General features: G+C 37.7%; 26 protein-coding genes. 13 read left to right on the top strand and 13 right to left on the bottom strand.

The window, feature by feature from the left end:
* Positions 1-2 precede the first annotated feature (2 nt).
* The 4 genes from J2T03_RS16650 to J2T03_RS16635 all read right to left on the bottom strand — a co-directional run bounded on the left by J2T03_RS16650 (position 3) and on the right by J2T03_RS16635 (position 2,448).
* On the bottom strand, positions 3-626 hold the full coding sequence (locus J2T03_RS16650) for a TetR/AcrR family transcriptional regulator (protein WP_307212785.1): 624 nt from the start codon (positions 624-626) through the stop codon (positions 3-5).
* Positions 627-710: 84 nt separating this feature from the next.
* Positions 711-1,244 (bottom strand): GNAT family N-acetyltransferase, encoded by a 534-nt coding sequence (locus tag J2T03_RS16645; protein WP_306843507.1) that lies wholly within the window; start codon positions 1,242-1,244, stop codon positions 711-713.
* Positions 1,245-1,267: 23 nt separating this feature from the next.
* Positions 1,268-1,609 (bottom strand): VOC family protein, encoded by a 342-nt coding sequence (locus J2T03_RS16640; protein ID WP_307212782.1) that lies wholly within the window; start codon positions 1,607-1,609, stop codon positions 1,268-1,270.
* A 59-nt stretch (positions 1,610-1,668) separates the two neighbouring features.
* Positions 1,669-2,448, bottom strand: coding sequence for a hypothetical protein (locus J2T03_RS16635; RefSeq protein ID WP_306843509.1), 780 nt, complete (start codon positions 2,446-2,448; stop codon positions 1,669-1,671).
* Positions 2,449-2,551: 103 nt separating this feature from the next.
* Between J2T03_RS16635 and pafA the strand changes: the two genes are divergently transcribed.
* Complete coding sequence (pafA, locus tag J2T03_RS16630; protein WP_307212780.1) at positions 2,552-4,198, top strand: alkaline phosphatase PafA; 1,647 nt, start codon at positions 2,552-2,554, stop codon at positions 4,196-4,198.
* Positions 4,199-4,240: 42 nt separating this feature from the next.
* On the opposite strand, the gene J2T03_RS16625 is transcribed toward pafA, so the two are convergent.
* Both J2T03_RS16625 and J2T03_RS16620 read right to left on the bottom strand, forming a co-directional pair.
* Positions 4,241-5,371, bottom strand: coding sequence for a hypothetical protein (locus J2T03_RS16625; RefSeq protein ID WP_307212778.1), 1,131 nt, complete (start codon positions 5,369-5,371; stop codon positions 4,241-4,243).
* On the bottom strand, positions 5,368-7,017 hold the full coding sequence (locus J2T03_RS16620) for a helix-turn-helix domain-containing protein (protein ID WP_307212777.1): 1,650 nt from the start codon (positions 7,015-7,017) through the stop codon (positions 5,368-5,370). The genes J2T03_RS16625 and J2T03_RS16620 overlap by 4 nt, the downstream gene beginning before the upstream one ends.
* A gap of 149 nt (positions 7,018-7,166) precedes the next feature.
* Here J2T03_RS16620 and J2T03_RS16615 point away from each other — a divergent pair, with 149 nt between their 5' ends.
* On the top strand, positions 7,167-8,483 hold the full coding sequence (locus J2T03_RS16615) for a T9SS type A sorting domain-containing protein (protein ID WP_307212775.1): 1,317 nt from the start codon (positions 7,167-7,169) through the stop codon (positions 8,481-8,483).
* 82 nt (positions 8,484-8,565) lie between these two features.
* Here J2T03_RS16615 and J2T03_RS16610 read toward each other — a convergent pair whose 3' ends face one another.
* From J2T03_RS16610 to J2T03_RS16580, 7 genes are all read right to left on the bottom strand, one after another.
* Positions 8,566-8,877: a barstar family protein gene (locus tag J2T03_RS16610; protein WP_307212772.1), complete on the bottom strand. Its 312-nt coding sequence runs from the start codon at positions 8,875-8,877 to the stop codon at positions 8,566-8,568.
* Positions 8,874-9,395 (bottom strand): matrixin family metalloprotease, encoded by a 522-nt coding sequence (locus tag J2T03_RS16605; protein WP_307212769.1) that lies wholly within the window; start codon positions 9,393-9,395, stop codon positions 8,874-8,876. Before J2T03_RS16605 ends, J2T03_RS16610 begins: the two co-directional genes overlap by 4 nt.
* An 82-nt stretch (positions 9,396-9,477) precedes the next feature.
* A complete protein-coding gene (locus J2T03_RS16600) occupies positions 9,478-9,993 on the bottom strand; it encodes a ribonuclease domain-containing protein (protein ID WP_307212767.1) in 516 nt (171 codons plus the stop codon).
* 22 nt (positions 9,994-10,015) lie between these two features.
* The gene (gene nadE / locus J2T03_RS16595; protein ID WP_307212765.1) at positions 10,016-10,810 is read right to left on the bottom strand and encodes an NAD(+) synthase; all 795 of its coding nucleotides are present in this window, start codon (positions 10,808-10,810) and stop codon (positions 10,016-10,018) included.
* An 11-nt stretch (positions 10,811-10,821) separates the two neighbouring features.
* Positions 10,822-11,355, bottom strand: a complete 534-nt coding sequence (locus tag J2T03_RS16590) for a GNAT family N-acetyltransferase (protein ID WP_307221110.1) — start codon at positions 11,353-11,355, stop codon at positions 10,822-10,824.
* A gap of 4 nt (positions 11,356-11,359) precedes the next feature.
* Complete coding sequence (locus J2T03_RS16585) at positions 11,360-11,884, bottom strand: GNAT family N-acetyltransferase (protein ID WP_307212763.1); 525 nt, start codon at positions 11,882-11,884, stop codon at positions 11,360-11,362.
* 8 nt (positions 11,885-11,892) lie between these two features.
* Positions 11,893-12,531: a leucine-rich repeat domain-containing protein gene (locus J2T03_RS16580; protein WP_307212761.1), complete on the bottom strand. Its 639-nt coding sequence runs from the start codon at positions 12,529-12,531 to the stop codon at positions 11,893-11,895.
* Between the two features lie 55 nt (positions 12,532-12,586).
* Here J2T03_RS16580 and gldB point away from each other — a divergent pair, with 55 nt between their 5' ends.
* From gldB to J2T03_RS16525, 11 genes are all read left to right on the top strand, one after another.
* Complete coding sequence (gldB, locus tag J2T03_RS16575; protein WP_307212759.1) at positions 12,587-13,570, top strand: gliding motility lipoprotein GldB; 984 nt, start codon at positions 12,587-12,589, stop codon at positions 13,568-13,570.
* 188 nt (positions 13,571-13,758) lie between these two features.
* Entirely contained in the window at positions 13,759-14,085 is a 327-nt protein-coding gene (gene gldC, locus J2T03_RS16570) for a gliding motility protein GldC (protein ID WP_116010852.1), read from the top strand.
* A 31-nt stretch (positions 14,086-14,116) separates the two neighbouring features.
* A complete protein-coding gene (locus J2T03_RS16565) occupies positions 14,117-14,674 on the top strand; it encodes a hypothetical protein (protein WP_307212756.1) in 558 nt (185 codons plus the stop codon).
* 12 nt (positions 14,675-14,686) lie between these two features.
* Entirely contained in the window at positions 14,687-15,826 is a 1,140-nt protein-coding gene (locus J2T03_RS16560; protein ID WP_307212754.1) for a cystathionine gamma-synthase, read from the top strand.
* An 18-nt stretch (positions 15,827-15,844) separates the two neighbouring features.
* A complete protein-coding gene (locus J2T03_RS16555; RefSeq protein ID WP_307212752.1) occupies positions 15,845-16,327 on the top strand; it encodes a DUF4440 domain-containing protein in 483 nt (160 codons plus the stop codon).
* Positions 16,328-16,332: 5 nt separating this feature from the next.
* Complete coding sequence (locus tag J2T03_RS16550; RefSeq protein WP_307212750.1) at positions 16,333-16,785, top strand: GNAT family N-acetyltransferase; 453 nt, start codon at positions 16,333-16,335, stop codon at positions 16,783-16,785.
* 73 nt (positions 16,786-16,858) lie between these two features.
* Entirely contained in the window at positions 16,859-17,365 is a 507-nt protein-coding gene (locus J2T03_RS16545; protein WP_306843525.1) for a DinB family protein, read from the top strand.
* 149 nt (positions 17,366-17,514) lie between these two features.
* Positions 17,515-17,940: an IS200/IS605 family transposase gene (gene tnpA, locus J2T03_RS16540; RefSeq protein ID WP_307212748.1), complete on the top strand. Its 426-nt coding sequence runs from the start codon at positions 17,515-17,517 to the stop codon at positions 17,938-17,940.
* A gap of 283 nt (positions 17,941-18,223) precedes the next feature.
* Entirely contained in the window at positions 18,224-18,772 is a 549-nt protein-coding gene (locus J2T03_RS16535) for an L-threonylcarbamoyladenylate synthase (RefSeq protein ID WP_306843528.1), read from the top strand.
* Positions 18,773-18,879: 107 nt separating this feature from the next.
* A complete protein-coding gene (locus J2T03_RS16530; protein WP_307212745.1) occupies positions 18,880-19,224 on the top strand; it encodes a nuclear transport factor 2 family protein in 345 nt (114 codons plus the stop codon).
* A gap of 42 nt (positions 19,225-19,266) precedes the next feature.
* The gene (locus J2T03_RS16525; RefSeq protein ID WP_307212743.1) at positions 19,267-20,688 is read left to right on the top strand and encodes a CCA tRNA nucleotidyltransferase; all 1,422 of its coding nucleotides are present in this window, start codon (positions 19,267-19,269) and stop codon (positions 20,686-20,688) included.
* Positions 20,689-20,833 lie beyond the last annotated feature (145 nt).

The following is a 20,833-nucleotide window of genomic DNA, read 5'->3' as shown; positions in this document are numbered from 1 at the left end:
TTTTAGATTAGTATTTTAAGATTCATTTCAATAATGTTTCTCAAAATTTTAGGGGAGCTTTCCATTCTTCTTGTAACATGGATCCCGTTCCATAAATTGCTCAGGTGCCAACCTATAATTTCCGGATCTTCAGTGCTGGAGATTTGTCTGTTTTCCTGTGCATTTCTGATGGTCTCTGCAAACAAAATCTGTAGCTTTTTCAGCAATTGGGCGGTAATTTTCTTTATTTCATGATCCTTCTCAGAAAGCTGTACCAAGGCATTCCCTAAATAACAGCCACGTTCTTTATCACAATCAGAAGCGTCAGCGAGGCTCAGAAAAAACTGTCTGATGAATTGTACTTTGTCTTCAGACGCCGCAATTCTGGTTGAAAACTTTTGATAAAAAATTTCTGAAAACTGAGTGATCGAGCGGATATAAAGTTCCCGCTTTCCACCTTTGAAGGCAAGATAAAAGCTGCCTTTCCCGATACCCATGGCACAGAGTAATTCATCGGCAGAAGCTGTATCATAGCCTTTGTCTCTGAAAACTTCAGTTGCCTTTGCAACAGCTTCCTGTTCGTCAAATATTTTAGGTCTTCCTGCCATTGGGATTATTTCTGGTACAAAGGTATGTAATTGTACCATTCAGTACAATATAGATTTTTCAATAAGTTTTATAGCTTCTGTCGATTATAAGAATGAATGATTAGAAGTAAAAAATGCTTTATCTTATAGATCTAAAGTCATAAATACTGCAGTTTCCTCCGGATTTTCATAGAGTCTTGTATTTATTCCCGTAATGCTGAAGCCCATTCTTCTGTAAAACTGTATGGCCGGATAATTGGTATTTTGTGTTTCAAGCTCAATGATTCTGCAGTTTAAATACCTGGCTTCCCGGACAGCGCTTTTGATCAGTTGGGCTCCGGCTCCGTTTCTTCTGAATTCTTCACTGATCAGAATATTCTCAATGTAAAAGCTGTTGTTCCATGTCCGGTGTTCACAGATCATCCAGCCTATGAGTTCTTCCTCTTCAAAAGCTCCGAAAGAATGCTTTTTTTCAATAATTTCATTAAGCTCCTCAATGTCGGTGGAATGGGTTTCCCAGATCTTGAAGTAGGGCATAGATTTTTCTTTTAATACAAATTCAAAAGAACCGCCATATTCAACAAAAGAGATGGAAAGGATCTTGTCTGTAGTGTACCCGTTAAGCCCCCAGCGTAGTGCGGGGTTTTCAGTCAGTTTTTCTAATTTTTTTATTTCCATGGAAAGATGGAATTTGATTGTATTTATTGAATTTCTGTACAAATTTCTACTAAGTAATGATCAGGATCTTTAATATAAGCTACCTTTTGCCCCCAAGGTTTTACTGCAATATCTTCATAAAGTACGGCTCCGTTTTTAACTGCTTTTTCTACAAGCTTTTCAACATCGTCTGTTGTGAATCCCAATTCAATTCCGAAAGGTTTTTCTTCAGATTTGGAAGACAAAAATCCCTGCTTTATATTGGAGCTGGCCAGATTTATGGATGCAAAAGAAAGGCTGGTTTCTCCGGTAAGAAGTTCTCCGTAATCTTTTTCAGGGGTAATGAATTTAATCGGCATATCAAACGTTTGGTGATAAAAACTCATTGATTTTTCCACATCCTCACATATAGAATGACGTATTTGAATTTGATCATAATAATAGTTTATTTTTTATTTAAAATATATTCTTCATCAGTGATCAGTTCCACAAAAGGGCCGTTCCGCGGATAATATTCCATTCCACCGAAAAGGCCGAAGTGAAGCGGATACTTCTGTTCCAGGCGGCGGACCTTGTTTCCGAAAGTATTGATGTCTACATCTTGAACGGAATTTTCCATCTGTCTTCCGTTGGAGAAGATGAACATCAGATTGGAATGTTGTTTAAAATCGCAACCATAATAATAAAACACCTGAATATTTTCTTCAGTGCATATCCGGATCAGATCATTGATCAGATCTTTTTTGTTTGCTGCCGGCAGATTGCAATCGATCCTGACAGAGAGATTTTCAGCATTGTTTTTTTTAAAATCAGAACCGGTGATTTGCATAAATCTATGTCCGATGGTCTCAAAATTTTTATTTTCCGGGCTGAATCTTCTGCTTGATTTCATTTCAAAAGGCAGATCAAGCAGAACTGCATTGTGATGAAACAGCAGCCGTTCTATTTCTGAAACAAACTGGAAATGCTCATCAAAAAGAGTATAATCACCTGTTGAGATCAGGAATTGGTTCTCATTGACCTTAATATCTAAATACATTCTTTTAAAACGGAAATGCAATTCCTCCAGTTTTTTGATGAAACTTTCGGGATGATCCACCGAAACTCTAGCTTCCAATTCAGCGGGATTGTCAACATGCCCTCCAAATCCTTTTAAAAAATTGAAAAACTGAAAACTATATACATTTTCAGGGAATTTAAAATACCAATATACTCCTAAAATCATTTCTGCACTTATTGGTTTATTAGACTGTTCTCAAATTTAAAGAAAATTTCACACTCCAAAACTTTCAAAACCCGTAAATTTGTGGTCAACAAAAATTTACTAGATGCTTAGGAAAATTTCAATTGCGGCAGCAGCTTTATTGTCCGTAATTACAATCAATGCTCAGAAGAACAAAAATTCTCAATTAGAAAGACCCAAATTAGTCGTAGGATTAGTGGTAGACCAGATGAGGTGGGATTATTTGTACCGTTTTTATAGTAAATACGGAAACGATGGTTTCAAGAGACTTCTGAATACAGGATATTCTTTAAATAACGTGCATATCAACTATGTACCTACTGTTACGGCTTTGGGACATACCAGCATCTATACAGGTTCCGTACCTGCGATCCATGGTATTGCCGGGAACGACTGGACGGATAAAGAAACAGGAAAAAACGTTTACTGTACAACAGATGAAAGCGTTCAGCCTGTAGGAACAGCCAATACAAAAGTAGGAAGTCATTCTCCAAAAAACCTTTGGTCAACAACGGTAACGGATGAATTAAGACTGGCTACCAATTTCCAGGGAAAAGTGATAGGAGTTTCATTAAAAGACCGTGCGTCCATCCTTCCGGCTGGTCATACTCCGAACGGAGCTTTCTGGTTTGATGACAGTACCGGAAACTTTATTACAAGTACATGGTATATGAATGATCTCCCTCAATGGGTAAAATCTTTCAATTCGCAGAACCTGCCTGAAAAATTAGTTGCAAATGGTTGGAATACTCTGCTTCCAATAAATCAGTATACAGAAAGTTCTCCTGACAATTCTTCTTGGGAAGGACTGCTAGGTAGTGCAAAGGCCCCTGTTTTCCCCTACAGTAATTTAGCACAGGATTACCAGGCAAAAAAGGATAATATCCGCTATACACCTTTTGGAAACACGCTCACACTGAAACTGGCAGAAGCTTCTGTAGAAGGTGAAAAATTAGGAAGTGATCAGATTACTGACTTTTTAGCGGTCAACCTGGCTTCTACAGATTATGCAGGTCATAAGTTCGGACCGAACTCTATTGAAGTGGAAGATGTTTATTTAAGATTGGATCAGGATCTGGCTCAGTTTTTCAGTTATCTGGATTCAAAGGTAGGAAAAGGAGAGTACACCGTTTTCCTTTCTGCTGACCACGGTGGAGCTCATTCTGTAGGATTCCTGAAAGAACATAAAATTGCTACAGGATTCTTTGGAGAAGGAATGGAAAAAGATATCAATCAGAAGCTGAAGGATAAATTTGGATTTGATAAATTGATCAATGCAGTAGACAACTATCAGATCTATTTTGACAGAAAGTTGATGCAGGATAATAAAATTGAACTGAATGACCTGAGAGACTTCACAATCAAGGAGCTACAGAAAGATCCTACTGTTTTGTACGCGGTATCTGTGGATGAAGTTCAGGAAGCAACTATCCCGGAACCGATCAAGCAGAGAATAATCAACGGAATCAACAGACAGAGAAGCGGCGATATCCAGCTGATCTCTCACGATTCCATGCTTCCTCCTTATTCCAAGACAGGAACCACACACAGCGTATGGAATTCTTATGATGCACACATACCATTGATCTTTATGGGATGGGGAATCCAGAAAGGAGAAAGCAATCAAGCTTATAATATGACAGATATTGCACCTACCATTTCATCATTACTGAAAATTCAGTTCCCGAGCGGAAATATAGGAAACCCAATTATAGAAGTCATTGGAAGATAATCATAAAAAGCATTCTGAAAGGAATGCTTTTTTTATTTTCATCTACGATCTTATCAGCCTCTGAATCTCCCTCCTGTATTTTAAATTCTGTTTCCTTATCCTGAAGATTAAAAAAAGTAAGAGGACAATGATGAGGGCGCCGAAAACTGCAATAATTGCTGTGATATAGTGATAATGAGCTTTCATTTCACTGCTTTTCTTAAGAGTTTCAAGGTTATGGTCGCTAATCGAATGGTTGATGGAGCTGAGCTCGTTCTGCTCATGCTGAAAACGCATTTCAAAATATTTTTTACTGTATTTCTGGTAAAGATTTGGTTTCCCTATAGCCAGGTAATTTTCAGACATTTCTTTGTATATGCCTTCATTGAGGATAAGATCGCCGGTGTTTTTGCTGAGGTCTTCAGCTTTGATCAATAACTGAAGAGCTGTTTCATGTTCTTTCTTCTGTTTATACATTTCAGCCGTTCCCTTTAAAGCAAATGCTTCCAGACTTTTCGCTTTGTTTTTTCGCGCATATTCTGCAGACTGAATAAATGCCTGATGGGCTTTTTCATGTTGAGCCAGATTAAGATAGCAATAGCCAATGTTATAATAGACCACACTCATATTGGAATAAGTCGTCTGTTTATGTTTTACCTTTTTAAAATTTTGAATGGAGGTCAAAAACTTTTCAAGGGCAATTTCAGGATTCAACTGGCTTTTATAGATCATTCCGCGGATAGCATAGCTTCTTGCCGTTTCAATCTGCTTTTCAGGCAGGTTATCCGGAAGTTTAGCCAGAAATTGATCTGCTTCGTTAAGGGTTTCTAGGCTTTTACTGAAGAGTTCCATCTGCTGATACTGTATGGCGGCTGATATCAGAATGCTGGTGCGGACCTTCATGTCATCTGTCTTTTGTGCAGTTTCTTTAGCTTTTAAAAGATACAGTAAAGATTGGTCGAAATCCCTTTTTGCAATATTGGCAGTAGAAAGCAGCTGATAAATGCTGATTTGCCTGTGAACCTCATGTTCTTTTTCAATAAGATACTTTCCAATTCTGATGGCATTGTCCGGATTATCATAGATCTCAAGGCGGGCTTTTTTCATCAGAGAGTCAAAAGTAATTTTTTGGCTGGGAACTAGAATATGAAGACACAGAAAAACTACGGGAATGATTTTTAATACAAGTTTCATAATGCTCTGCTTTTACTGATTTCCTGGATATAAACGTTCGGGGACATTCCGGTTATTGATTTAAATACCGTTGCAAAGGCGCTGTGTGAAGAAAATCCCGAATATTCTGCCAGATAGCTGACCTTATAGTTAAGATAAACAGGATCTGTTCTCAACAGTCGGGCAATATGATTGATTCTTAGTTCGTTAATATAGCTGTTGAAATTTTTCCCTTTACTGCTGTTGATTACTTCAGAAAGATATTTTGTATTCACGCCCATTTGTGAAGAGAGTACAGAAAGCGTCATGCTTCTGTCGAGGTAACGCTCCTGCTTTTCCCATTCTTCCAGTTTCTGTAGGATTTCATCTTCCTTTTCCTTGGAAATTTTATTCAGGTCTTTTTCAGTGGTTTTAATGATAACAACTGCCTGCTTGGGAATATCCTTAATGACCTTCTGAGATACCACTTCCAGCTTTTTCTGTTTTTCAAAAAATTCAGACTGCTTTTTGAGATCTTTATGATTGCTTTTCAGGATCAGAAAACAGGCCAGAAGTCCGATGATAATGATCAGGAATACTACGGAAATCCAGCTTATCTTTTTCAGCTGTTTCTGATTTTGAAACTCAAGATTGTTATTCTGATTGGTTTCCACCAACTTTACAATATAACGGATGCCTTCCTTAGTGTTTGAGTCTATTTTAGTCCGGAGTTCAGTATAAAGTTTGTTGTACTGATGATATTTTTCATCGTTGCGAAGAGCTAAATAATTTTTGGACAAAGATTCATAGATTTTTACTTTTAAACTGTTGTACGGGAGGTTTTCTATCCTGGAAAATCCCTTTTCAAGAACTTCGACAGCGGCATGATAGTCCTCCTTTAAAAAATAATAGCGTGACAGATTTTCGTAAGCCAATGCCTGAAGAAAATAATAATTCCTGTTTTTGTCAATAAAAACAAGCGTACTTTCCAGAATGGATTTGGCTTCCTCCAATTTATTTTGTTTCATTAAAAAAGAAGCTCTGAAAATTTTGTTCTCTATTTCAAGGACCCTGTTTTCCTGATTGTTAAAGCCGAGATAATGATTGCTTTTGCTGAGGTTTTTCTGAGCATCATTATAATTCCTGTTAATCCCGAAGTTAAGCGCCTGTAGTTGGTAAAGTTTAGCCGTAATCACATTGATCCTTGGATTATCGCCATTTAATAATTTTGGATCAGCTAAAAGTCTGGAAATAATCTGCTGTGACTGGCTGTAAAGATCCAGATTCTGATATTGGTCGGCAAGATTGTAATCACCGGCGGCCTGGAGGAAATAGGACAGCTTTTCTTTTTCCCGCGAATCTTCCTTCTGGCTATAAATATTAACAGATTGTACATAATCTCCCTTCATAGCATATGCTTGGGAAATGATATTCTGGAGTACTATTCTGTGCTCCGGATTCTGATCACTTATGAGCAGACTCTGGGAATAGCTGATGCATTCATCAGGGTTTTGATATAACTTCTGAAAAGCTTTGTCAGCTAAAATACTGAAGTCGGGTCCCGATTGTCCCTGGATAAAAACTGAACACAGGATAGCGAACAGAAATTTAATGTTTTGAATCCAGATATTCTGACAAAATAATAATTTTTTTTTGTTTCTTACAGCTTCTTTATGATCTGTCTTCAAGGTAGATTTTTGTTATAGGGTTGTATTTTAGTGATTTATATTTTTTACTCTTTTGAATTTCATGAATTATGTAAGCCAAATTCTTTTGAAAAAGTAAATATAATATTAATATTGTTTCAGCCAATTCAAAATATTAAATTTAAGTAATTATGAAAAAGATTTACAAGATTTCAATGAAAGCCTTATATACTTGCTTTCTATTTGGATTTGCAGTGACTGATGCCCAGCTGACTGTAATGGCGATAGGAAATTATACAGTAGGAGGCATCTCTGATGGTGGAATTGTCAGCATGCATACAAGTGCCGGTCAGATTTTTAAATGGGATGAGCTGACTGGTCTTGTTCAGATCGGCTCGATCTCTAACGGATATCCTGCTGCGGGAAGAACACTGATTACAGCTGATGGAACTAAAATAGGTTCTTCCATGACCAACGCAGCGACAGGATTTAATGAAATATCTACCTACAGTACAGCGTCTGCATCATGGACTAACCATGGAGGACTTGTTACTACAGGTTGGGACGGTCACGTAAGTTCTACGTGGGGAATGACCTCAGACGGAAATACCATTGTAGGACTGGGGTGGGTGACTGCCGGAAGTGCACATGCCGTAAAGTGGAATGCTGCAAGCGGAGTGACTGATCTCGGAAGTATAGTGGCCAACAGAAGTTCCAGAGCCAACGCCGTTAATTCCGACGGATCTGTGATTGTCGGCTGGCAAGATCAGGTTGATGGAACCAGAAGTGGAGCAAAATGGGTAAACGGAGTAGAAAGTTTTATCACAGACAGTAATGGTGATTACGTAGGCGAAGCAGGTGATGTTTCTGCCGACGGAACAACGATCATAGGTTCCGCTATGCCCGATCCCTATGTATGGAATAGTGTAAGCGGCCTGACATACATAACCCATCCAAATTCCTCAGTCTTCTTCAGAGGGGGTGCAACAGGAATCTCTGCCGACGGTAAAAAAGTAATCGGATTTTTCAGAGCTTTTGGGGCCCCTCCAATGTCTGGAGAAGGCTTTATATGGACAGCGGCAGGAGGACGGGTGAACCTTAATGATTATGCTGTGAGCTTGGGAATCAATACACAAGGCGTAAATATGGCACTTCCTCTGGCAATATCCGGGGATGGCAAAAGGATCGCCGGGATAGGAACCAATGCATCCAGCCAGATTGTTGCATTTTTTCTGGATCTTTCGAAAATACAACTCTCTACTAATGAAAGCACAAGAAATAATAATAACATATCTATTTATCCGAATCCGGTAAAAGATATTCTTTATTTCAAAGGAATCAACAGGATTGATAAGGTGGAAATATACAATATGGTCGGTCAGAAAGTGAAAACAGACATTGCCGTAGAAGACAGAATAGATGTTTCTTCTTTATCAAAAGGAAATTATATTCTGCAGATTTTCGTGAAGGGGGAAACTTCGCAAAGTTTTAAATTTATCAGGCAGTAAAAGTAAAATTAGAAACACTTAAAAAGACTTGACCAAAAAACTCGCAGAATTTTCTGCGAGTTTTGTTTTTATTGAATTGAAATTATTCTTCTTCTTCAGGATCTTCACCCTCTTCGTCCTCGTACTGCTCCAGATAATAGGTAAAGCTGAAATCTTCTGTTTCATCTTCTGTATCTTCAAGAGTTGTCAGAAGATCTTCAAAGATATCAAGCTGGTCTACCGTCATATTGACGAACTCAATGTGAAGCGGCAGCTCCAGCCCTCCGGTAATGATATCGGAAAGTGCGTCCAGATTATCTCCGAAATGTTCTGGAAGGGTAACTTTTTCCTTTAATTGGGCATAGAAATCTTCGTAATCGCCTATGTCTGTAAAATCGATATATATTGTCTTCATATAGAATTAAATTTCCAGTTTTTATTGATCAAAAAAGTTTTACACTTATGGCAGAAATCAGTTTCTTCATCAGTGGGATTTCCACCTTCTGCATCTCTCATAAAACAAGTTTTTTCAGGGCAGTGTTTCAGTCCTTGTGTATGCCCTAACTCATGAATAGCTATTTTAAAGAACTGATCATCAGTATTATTTTTATTCAGTCTGTATTTAGAGGCTACACAAGCCTTTCCAGGTCTGTATCCAAGTCCCATGATTCCGTAGTCTTTTACTTTTCCTTTGGTGACACTGATGTCTTTTGAGGTAAGCCCGATGGTTACAAACCCTTCTTTGGTCCTGCTGTCCAAAAATTTAATGATAGAATCTGCTCTATAGCGGTTTCTATCCCTGTAATAAGCATTTTTTGGAAGATCAATCGTATTAAGAATTTTCACATTAGGATAAATCTTTCTTATTTTTTTCGCTGTTTCAGTAACGGTTTCAGAGTTGAAGTCTTTGAATGGTTGAATCAGTATGGTCATCGGTTGACTGCTATCTATGGGTCGTGGCGGCTTCTCTGAGCATGAAAATGCTAAGAATAATGTAACCACGAGGACATACAAATTACTGCTTCTCAAAACTCTTATAATGGTCTTTGGTCAGATAAACATCACCGTTTTTAGTGAAGATGATCCGGTCTGCATTTCTGTTTCCACAGCTGTAATTCACATCAGCTTCATAATATTCTTCACTCTGAGGAAGCTTCTTTTCTCTGTTCCCGAACTTATCTCCGCCTATAGCCTTGCCTGGCAATACGTCGCAAAGATTTCCTTTTGAAGCATTCCAGCCCTGTTTTCTTGCCTCATTTTTAGTGATATAATATTCAGGAAGTCTATGATTCTGCTTTACATAATTAATAACAGTTTTTTCCTCTGTCAGCTGATCAATAGGCTGGGAGGAAGGGTTTGTATTGTTACTCCGGGAATCCGGAGATGTACTTCCATAGCCGGTAGTTTCTGTTTTTACTGTCTCTGTATTTCCTTTTTTGTTTGCAATGAAATTATTGTAAACATACATCACGGACATTCCGAAAAGGAGTCCCAGACAAATAAAGAATACCGATCTTATTTTACCGTTCATATATAAAATTTATAGCTCAAAACTAATCATTTTTCCATTCTTCAGGAATGTTACAGACCGGTATAGGATTTATTTTATGTTTGGCGGCTTTGTGCATTCTGTCGAAAATTAAGAATACCTCTTTATCACGGCCTTCATAATCATCTGCAGTCTTGGTTCCATATTCTTTCTGGATCTTTTCCAATTCAGGATAAGTTGCCCCGATTTGCTGCTCGTCCGTTCTGTCTACATCCCAAAGGCCGTCTGTAGGAATTGCTTCCTGAATATTCTTAACCAGGTTCAAAGCTCTTGCCAGTGTATATACCTCTGTTTTATAAAGATCTGCAATAGGAGAGACATCTACGCCGCCATCTCCGTATTTTGTGTAAAATCCGATTCCGAAATCCTCCACTTTATTTCCCGTTCCGCATACCAGAAGACTGTTGATCTGACCATAATAATATAAGGTAAGCATTCTCAGACGTGCTCTTGTATTGGCAAAAGCCAGTTTTTCATTAGGATAGAGGTCATCCTTTACATCAAATGTTTTATAAAGCTCCTCAAAAGCAGGCGTCAGGTTCACAGACATTGCTTCTACATTAGGAAACTTTGATTTCAGATCATTCATATGCTCCCAGGCACGGTTGACCTGGTCAGGTTTCTGACGTATCGGCATTTCGATCAGAAGCGTTTTTAAACCTGTCATTGCTGCCAGAGTAGAAACCACCCCGGAGTCCACACCTCCGGAAACACCTATTACATATCCTTTTACATTAGCTTTTACAGCATAATCCTTTAACCATGCTACAATATGATCTATTACTTTTTGGGTCTGCATTATTTATTTTTTTAGTCTATTCCAAATTCCTTAGGGTATTTTACTACGCCTTTTACATTTTTTAATCCGTCTTTTGTGAGCTCTACAGCCATTCCGTTAACTTCAGGAATTTCAAACGGAAAAGAGATTCCAAAATTACTGGTTTTTTTGTAACCAAACTTAGGATAATAATTTTCATGTCCGATTAAAATAACCGAGCTGTACCCTAATTTTTTTGCAACTGAATGTCCGTGACGAATCAGCTGCCCACCGATTCCCTGATTCTGGAATTCAGATCGTACGGAAACAGGAGCCAGAGCCAGTGACTCAAAAGTTTCGGAGCCGTTCTCTATTTTAAGTTTTGTGAACAAAATATGGCCTGCAATTTCACCGTTTTCAGTTTCAGCAACAAGGGAAAGTTCCGGAATGAAGGCATCAGAACTTCTTAATTGTTCCACAAGGAAATGTTCCTGATGGTCACTGTGTTCCATGCTTCTGAAAGCTTCTTCCGTAAGTTCGGATACCTTTTTGTGATCTTTTTCCTCTTCCTGTCGTATCGTCAGCATATTATTATTGATATTTTTCACGTCTGAGTTCGTACCAGTTACAGATCCCATCGGGTTCCGTGAATTCACTGGTTTTCTCAAAGCTTAATTTCTTTAAAATATGGTTGGAGCCTTCATTCCCGGAATGGGCATGTGCATAGATCACATCAGCATTCATATCATTAAAACCAAGTTTCAGGGATGCTTTTGCGGCTTCCATTGCGTAGCCTTTCCCCCATGATTCAGGGAGGTAACGGTAGCCGAGATCAAGAATATCTTTATAACCATTGATCTCTTCGGTCAGTAGTTTAAGACCGCTCCATCCGATCAGAAGTCCGGTTTCCTTTTCAATGACAGCAAGCCTTCCTGTGCCGTTCTCTTCATATTGCTTCTGAATCATTTTGATGACCTTTAATGATTCACTCTGTTCTTTGAGTACTGGAACGCCGATGTATTTCATCACTTCCGGGTTAGAGTCCAGAAGGAACATCCGTTCAACATCAGTTTCCTCAAATTTTCTTAAAATCAGTCTTTCTGTTTCTAGTTTCATGGCAGTCGTTATTGTTCAGCTCCGAAAATAGTAATATCAGTTTTCATCCCTTTTTTAATGTCTGATTCTTTCATCATATTCCCGCCTACATTCAGCGTTTGAAGACCCGGATTTCCGGAAATATCAAGCTTCCGGATCTTATTGTGTTCGATATTCAGTTTTCTTAAATTTTTGAGAGGAGCGGTATCAATTGTTTTTAGTTGATTTAAAGATAATGTTAATTGGTCAATTCTTGGAGTTTCCTTTAATGAAATGCTCTCCAGAAGATTGTTGTCGAGATACAGAGAACCTAGGTTTTTAAGACCTTCTGCCCTGAAAGAAGATATCTTGCAGCCTGTGCAGGAAAACAGCTCAAGATGAGGGAGACCTGTAATAGAAACATTCGAAATGGTATTATCATCAAGCACAATCATTTTAGCATTGCCAAAAAGAAGCAGATCATCAGCTGATGTAATGCCTTTTTGAACCAGAAACAGATTGGTGACCATATCGGATTCCAGTTTTTCCAGTGAGCCGTTTTTATTAAGGTCAAAATTTTCAAGAACCGCTTTTTCCAAGTTCTGATCCTTAAAATTAAGTTTTTGGGAACAGAACAGAGAAAATCCTGAAATAATAAGGCCGAAGGTTGCAAATATTTTAATTTTCATTATCGATTGTGTTTTTAATCCTTATTTTTGTACACTTAAATTTCATGTAAAAATAATGAAGATTTTTAGAATTATTGCCCTTTCTTCCATTTTAGTTCTCGCTTTGGGTTCCTGTAAAAAAGAACCCGAAAACCAGTGGAAAGTAGAAGTAAAAGAACCCGCTGAAAAAGTTGTGATAACGGATATTTCCAAAGAATTTTATAATCAGGATATTCCTCTGGACCAATTCAAGGCTAAGTTTCCCTGGTTCCAGGGAACCGTTTCCGATGCGGATTTCGGTAAAAGAAGATCGGATGCAGAAGAAATCAAGATTTATAAAGAAGCAGCCGGTAAAATAGACCAGGCAAAACTTCAGAAGGAACTTCAGGATCTTTTTTCTCATATCAAATACTATTTCCCACAGTTTAGAAGTCCCAAGGTTTACCTTTTTTCATCAGCCCTTCAGATGGTTCAGGATCCTATTTTTTATGATTCAAAAGGGAATCTTCTGTTCATAGATATTACCGGATTTATGGGGGATGGCAATGCCAATTACAAAGGCCTTGAACTGTATTTTCAGAAATCGATGAACCCGCAGAATATTGTTCCCAAAGTTTCACAGATCTTTGCGGAGCGTATTGTCACAGAATCTCCTGATCACCAGAAATTCATAGACAAAGTCATTCTGAACGGAAAAATCATGATGCTTCAGGATGCTTTTCTTCCGGATACACCAGATTATCTGAAAATGAATTATACCAAAAAGCAATACGACTGGGCTGTAGCCAATGAAGCCAATATCTGGAATTATTTTGTAGAAAGTAACCTGATTTTTGGAGATGATCCAAGGCTGGTGGAGCGTTTCATTTCTCCGGGACCATTCTCAAAATTTTATACGGAAATTGATAACGAATCTTCACCTCAGATCGGAATCTTTACCGGATGGCAGATTTGTAAAGCCTATTTCAGGAAAAAACCTGAAACTAAACTGGTTGATTTTTTAAAGCTTGATGCTACTAATATTTTTAATGAAGCGGTTTATAAACCGAAGACACCGTAACGGTCAAAAATATAATAACCTTCAGAGTAATTTGGAGGTTTTTTTTGTTTAAAAAAACTCGGCATTCTTCTCATCTTAATGATGTGAAATTTTTTACATTAATCAGCATTTCCTGATGAAGATAAACTTCGTAGAAATTTTAGATAAGCTGAAGAAGTATTAACTTTGCGGAAAAATTTTAGATTGATATGAGAAAAACTCAGATTACAATAGATGTAGAGTTGGATGAGAACCACATTCCTGAAAATATAACATGGAACGCTCAGGACGGCGGCGTGGAAAAAGAGGAAACGAAAGCGACGATGATCTCTGTTTGGGATGATAAAACAATGGAAGCTTTAAGAATCGATCTTTGGACCAAAGAAATGCCGGTAGATCAGATGAAGATGTTCATTCACCAGATTTTGGTATCTTTAGGGAGTACCTACCAGAGAGCCACCGGAGAAGAAGATGTTGCACAGTGGCTTGAGCAGATTGCCGATGAATTTGCTGTAAAATCAGCTATCAGAATGTAATCCCAAAACTCTGCACCAATCACAAAATTATATGAAAAAAGCACTTTTACTCATCAGTACAGCGGTATTGTTAGCCGCTTGCGATAAAAAAAACGAACTGAAAGAAACCAAAACACTGGATTCTGTCGCAACTGCAGAAAAACTTCCGGCTGAACATAAAGATATGTCCGGTACGGAGAAGATTTCTGAAAACGCGGATATGGAAATTGCCTTATTCAAAGAAAAGGAAATTCCTACCGACATGCTAAAGGGAAGCCTTCATCCACATGATATGGAAGGCGAATCTGTCATGGAGCTTGTTCCCAGTATGGATGATTTCATTAAAGGAAACGGTTTAGATATTGCTTATATAGATGATTCCCTGAAAAAAATAATTCTCAAAATCAACGGAAAATTTGAAGAACTGAAAGAAACGGGTAAAGATAAATACGAAAACAGCGCATACTTAGTTTCTTTCACAACCACAGTTCCCGATAAAGTTCCGGAAGAAATAGACGTTCTGGCTTATGCCTTTAACGGAAAGCTGGACGTGAAAAGAAAATCTGATAACGTTTCAAAGAGCCTTGATTTTTTCATGGGAGGCTTATAAAATAAAAATATTATGAATTTTAATACAAAAGTAATTCACGGAGGGCAGCATCATGAGTCTGCAACAGGATCTGTAAATGTTCCTGTATTTTTAACGTCTACATTTGCACAGAAAAGCCCGGGAATACATTCCGGATATGAATATTCAAGAGCTGCCAACCCTACGAGACAGGCTTTGGAAGATTCTTTAGCGAGCATTGAAAACGGTGCCAGAGGTCTTGCCTTCGGTTCAGGACTGGCTGCCATCGACTGTGTTTTGAAATTACTGAATCCCGGTGATGAGGTAGTAGCAGTAGATGATCTTTACGGAGGTACTTACAGAATGTTCACAAGACTTTTTGAAAAATACCAGCTTAAATTTACTTTTGTGAATTTTGATGATGTTTCCAAAATTGCCGATGTTATTACGGATAAAACAAAACTGATCTGGGTAGAAACGCCTACGAATCCTTTGATGAAGCTGGTAGACATTAAAGCGGTAGTTGAAATAGCAAAGGGGAAAGATATTCTGGTTGCTGTAGACAATACTTTTGCAACACCATACATTCAGAGACCAATTGATCTGGGAGCAGATATCGTGATGCACTCGGCTACAAAATATTTAGGAGGTCATTCCGATGTAATTGCCGGAGCGTTAATCACAAAAGATGCTGAGCTGGGTGAAAAACTTCACTTTATTCAGTTTGCGAGTGGAGGTATTTTAGGTCCTCACGATTCTTATCTTGTTTTAAGAGGAATCAAAACTTTAGCATTAAGAATGCAGCGTCATTCAGACAATGGTCTTGCTGTAGCGAAATATCTTGAAACGCATCCAGCTGTTGATAAAGTAATCTATCCAGGATTGGAATCTCACCCTCAATACGGACTTGCCAAATCCCAGATGAAGGAATCAGGAGGAATGGTTTCCTTCACATTCAAATCAGGTAAAAAAGAAGATGCTGTTAAATTCCTTGAGAAAGTAAGAGTTTTCACTTTGGCAGAATCTTTAGGAGGAGTAGAATCTTTAGCCAATCATCCTGCACTGATGACCCATGCTTCCATTCCTGCGGATAAACGTGAGGAGCTGGGTATCACAGACGATTTAGTTCGTTTGAGCGTTGGTATCGAAGATGCTGAAGATCTTATTGCAGATCTTGAGAAAGCGTTTTCTTAACATTTTAAGATAAATATAATGAGAAAGATTCATTTTTTCCTGATTTTAAGTTTTTTCAGTCAGATGGTATATTCACAGGTGAAAACTACCGACGAACTGTATAAGACAGCTAAAAAGCTGGACAGTCTGATATTTGATATAGGATTTAATAAGTGCGATCTTTCTCATTATAAATCTATAGTCAGCAATGATCTGGAATTTTATCATGATAAAGGAGGAATCACTTCCGGAGAAAAAGCCTTTACCGCTTCCATTAAAAACAATATCTGTGGTGGTCCCAATAAGGTAAAACGGGATCTTGTGCCCAACAGCATGAAAGTATATCCTTTGTATAACAATAATGTTCTGTACGCTTTCATAGAAGAAGGAGAACATGAATTTTTCGAATTTTCCAATGGGAAATGGAATCAGGGGAGCCGGGCAAAATTTACTATTTTATGGATAATGGAGGATAAGCAGTGGAAGATGAAAAGGGTATTGAGCTACGATCATCATTTATAATCAATATGAAAAATACCAGAAAAGCTACTTTTGAAGATTTAAATCAATTGGCAGAATTATTTGACCAGTACAGAATCTTTTATCATAAAGAATCAGATATTCCTGCTGCTGGAAATTTTCTCAAAGAAAGAATAGAGAATAAAGATTCTGAGATTTTTGTAGTGGAACAGGATGGCAAACTGACAGGATTTGTTCAGCTGTATCCCATATTCTCATCCACAAGGATGCAGCGCTACTGGCTGTTGAATGACCTCTATGTCAACGATAATCACAGAGGAAAAGGTTATTCTAAAGAACTGATCGAAGAAGCCAAAGAGCTTTGCAGATCATCAAATGCCTGTGGAGTGCTTTTGGAAACGGGGAAAAGCAACGAGGTCGGGAATCAGTTGTACCCAGCCTGTGGCTTCGAACTGTATGACTCTGTGAATTTTTATGAATGGACGAACAGGGAAAATTAAAAATGTGAATAGTCAATTGTGAATGCTCAATGGTCATTAACAATACATCAATTATCACTTATAACTAAAAAATATGACTGATTTTCAAAAATACGTACAAAGATATTTAGACCAGATTCCTTCTGAGAACTGGATTGAAGAATTAAAAAGATCTGGAGAAAAGACCATAGAACTGTATTCGAATCTTACGGAGGAACAGTCTCTTTTTGCTTATGCAGAAGGAAAATGGACATTGAAAGAGCTCCTACTTCATTTGTCAGACACTGAAAGAATATTCCAATACAGAATTCTGGCTTTTGCAAGAGGAGAAAAAGCAGAATTGCCGGGCTTTGATGAGGAAGAATATGCATCCAATTCTTTTGCGGATAAGAGATCTTTGAAATCTTTACTGGAAGAATATAAGCTTGTCAGAAAATCTTCTCAGATTCTATTGGAAACCCTTGAACCATCTGTTTTAACTAATATAGGGACAGCTAATGGAAATCAACTCACTGTAGAAACAATCGGGAAACTGATCGTAGGGCATAATTATCACCATTTGAATATTATTGAGGAGAGATATTTGCCGGGATTGAAATAGGCTTTATAATCAAGAACGATGATAAATTGTGAATGATATTTAAAATTCAATAGGAACGGGCTTTAGCCCGTTTTTTTTGGATAATCAGTCATATATGGCTTTAGCCAAAACATAGATTAAAAATATTATTTTTGGTTAAAACAACACAAATGTCATTTATTAAAATTTATATTCATCTTGTTTTTTCCACAAAAAACAGAGTTCCACATCTGGATACATTTGATTTAAGGATTAAGGTCTGGAAACATATCAAGGAAAATGCTTCTCAAAAAGGAATTTATTTAGATATGGTTAACGGCTATTCAGATCATTGCCATTGTCTGATTTCACTAGGATCGGGTCAGAATATGGAAAAAATAGTACAATTGTTAAAGGGAGAATCTTCTTTTTGGATTAATAAAAATCAACTTACTCGGGAAAAATTTTCATGGCAAGATGAATATTTTGCCGTTTCTGTTTCGGAGTCAAAGATTGAGGCTGTGAGAGAATATATTAAGAATCAGGAGAAACATCATCAGAGAAAAAGTTTTAGAGAAGAATATCAGGAATTTCTTGAAAGGAATAATTTCTTATAGGTTTTGGCTAAAGCCAAATGTTATGGAACCTTATTTTAAACGGGCTAAAGCCCGTTCCTATTGAATTTTTATATACATTTTCTGTCAAAAGCTTATACATTACTTTTAAGAGACCAATATATTCAATAGAAATGGGCTTTAGCCCATTCAACAAAAGAAAACCTATTATTCAGGCTTTAGCCCAATTTAAAATATTCATCAAAACAAAACATTTATTCCATTTATTTTGGATGAGCATTCCCGTTTTTTTACCTTTATACAGGTTTTTATACCTTATTAAATTATGGAAAACATTATAGAAATATTAAAATCCGGAGGAACGATTCTTTATCCAACAGATACCATCTGGGGAATCGGTTGTGATGCCACCAATATAGAAGCTGTCAATAAAATATTTGATATCAAAAAAAGGGAAAAAAACAAATCCATGATCATTCTGGTGGAGTCTGAAAAAAGGCTTCAGGACCTGGTAGATGTTCCTGAAATGGCCTGGGAAATCATTGATCTTAGTGAAAAGCCGGTAACTATTGTTTATGAAAATCCCCGTGGGCTTCCCAAGGAACTGCTTGCTGAAGACGGGAGCATAGGAATCAGACTGATAAAAACAGATTTCTGTAAAAAACTGATCACTAAGCTGAACAGACCCTTAGTTTCTACCTCTGCCAATTTCAGTGGAGATAAAAGTCCCTTGAAGTTTTCGGATATTTCACCGGAAATCATTAAGCTGGTAGATTATGCGGTTGAAGAAGATCGAGAAAAGATTTCGAAATATTCAGGTTCTTCAGTAATAAAAATATGGAGTGACAACAGGATTAAGGTTCTTCGTGAATAGCATCTCCAGCAATAATTATTTCAATTTTAAATCTTGTCAATGTTATATCGACAGGATTTCTTTTTTTTAATTTCTATCTTTGCATCCTTCAACTGATAAAACATGCCATGAACCACCAAAAATTTGCTGAAGAATGGATCCGGGCCTGGAATTCCCATGATCTTGAAAATATACTGTCTCATTATGCCGAGGATGTAGCGGTGACAACACCAATGATTACCTTGGCTACAGGTGGAAAAGAGAGTACATTGAAAGGAAAAGAAGCAGTCTGCGAATATTGGAGAAAAGCACTGGATAGGTTTCCTGATCTGCATTTTGAACTGATAAGATCGACGATGGGAGTAAATTCGGTGGCATTGTTCTACCGGTCTATTATGGATAAGCATGCTGTGGAAGTTATGTTTTTTGATGATGAAGGGAAAATTAATAAAATGCATGCCCATTATGATTAATGGAAAAATATATTGCTAGAAAAAGACTACTATTTATTAACGATGAAAATTAATCTTACCCAAAATAAAAATTTAAAATTATTCAAGGTCATTGCTGAAGCCGCTGAAAAAAACAATCAGTCGGTATATATTGTCGGCGGTTATGTCCGTGATCTTCTGATGAAGAGGACAGCATCTACAGATATTGATTTTGTGACGGAGCAAAGCGGTATTGAGCTTGCACAAACTGTTGCGAATGATATTGATCCTAAATTAAAAGTTTCTGTCTTCAAAACGTATGGAACAGCTATGATCAAATACAAAGATCTCGAGCTGGAATTTGTAGGAGCCAGAAAAGAAAGCTATACAGAAAACAGCCGGAAGCCGGAAGTAGAAGGCGGAACACTGGAAGACGATCAGAAGAGAAGAGATTTTACCATCAATGCCATGGCAATTTCTTTGAATAAAGCTAATTTTGGAGAGCTGATAGACCCTTTCAACGGTGTTGATGATCTAGAAAAAGGTATTTTAAGAACTCCTTTAGAACCGGCACAAACCTATTCTGATGATCCGTTGAGGATGATGAGAGCCGTCCGTTTTGCTTCAACATTAAATTTTGTCATTGAAGAAAAATCACTGAACGCTATAAAACAGGAGGCAGAAAGGATGAAGATCGTTTCTATGGAAAGAATCATGGTGGAATTCAATAAAATCATGATGTCTAAAAAACCTTCCGTTGGATTAGGCCTGATGGAAGAGACGGGACTTTTAAAACTGATCATTCCAGAGCTGATCGAGCTGAAAGGAGTAGAGGAAGTGGAAGGGCAGACCCATAAAGATAACTTCTATCACACCCTGGAGGTTGTAGACAATATTTCAGAAAATACAGACAACCTTTGGTTACGCTGGTCCGCATTGTTGCATGATATTGGTAAAGCACCAACCAAAAAATTTGTAGAAGGAACAGGATGGACTTTCCACGGCCATGAGTTTTTAGGCTCAAAAATGGTCAAGACCCTTTTCCATAGGCTGAAACAGCCGCTGGGAAGCGATATGAAATATGTTCAGAAAATGGTAAAGCTTTCATCGCGTCCTATTGCCCTGATCACCGATGATGCTTCGGATTCTGCATTGAGAAGACTTTTATTTGATGCCGGTGAAGATCTGGAAGATCTGTTCACCCTGTGTAAAGCAGATATTACAACCAAAAACTTCAAAAAACAGGACAGATTCAAGAAAAATTTTGAATATGTAGCAGTGAAGATCAAAGAGGTGGAGGAAAAAGATCAGGTGCGTAATTTCCAGCCACCGATTACAGGAGAAGAAATCATGCAGATGTTTGATCTGAAACCTGGAAAAGAAATCGGAATCCTCAAAGAAAAAGTTAAAGAAGCCATCCTGGAAGGTGAGATCCCCAATGATAAGGAAGAAGCTGAAAAGTTTGTGATTGCAGAAGCTGAGAAGTTGGGGCTGAAATATAATTAAACTTAAAATTATAAAAAGGCTTCGGCGGGACAAAGTCCCGCCGAAGCCTTTTTATAATCAGTGATAAAATCAGGCCGCTTCGGAGAAGCGGCCTGAAAAACACAAATGATGAAAAAAAATAAAATTTATAGATAATACCGGAGTA

Source organism: Chryseobacterium lathyri (genome assembly GCF_030812195.1).
GTDB lineage: Bacteria > Bacteroidota > Bacteroidia > Flavobacteriales > Weeksellaceae > Chryseobacterium > Chryseobacterium lathyri_A.
This window is presented reverse-complemented; position numbering and strand designations above follow the sequence as displayed.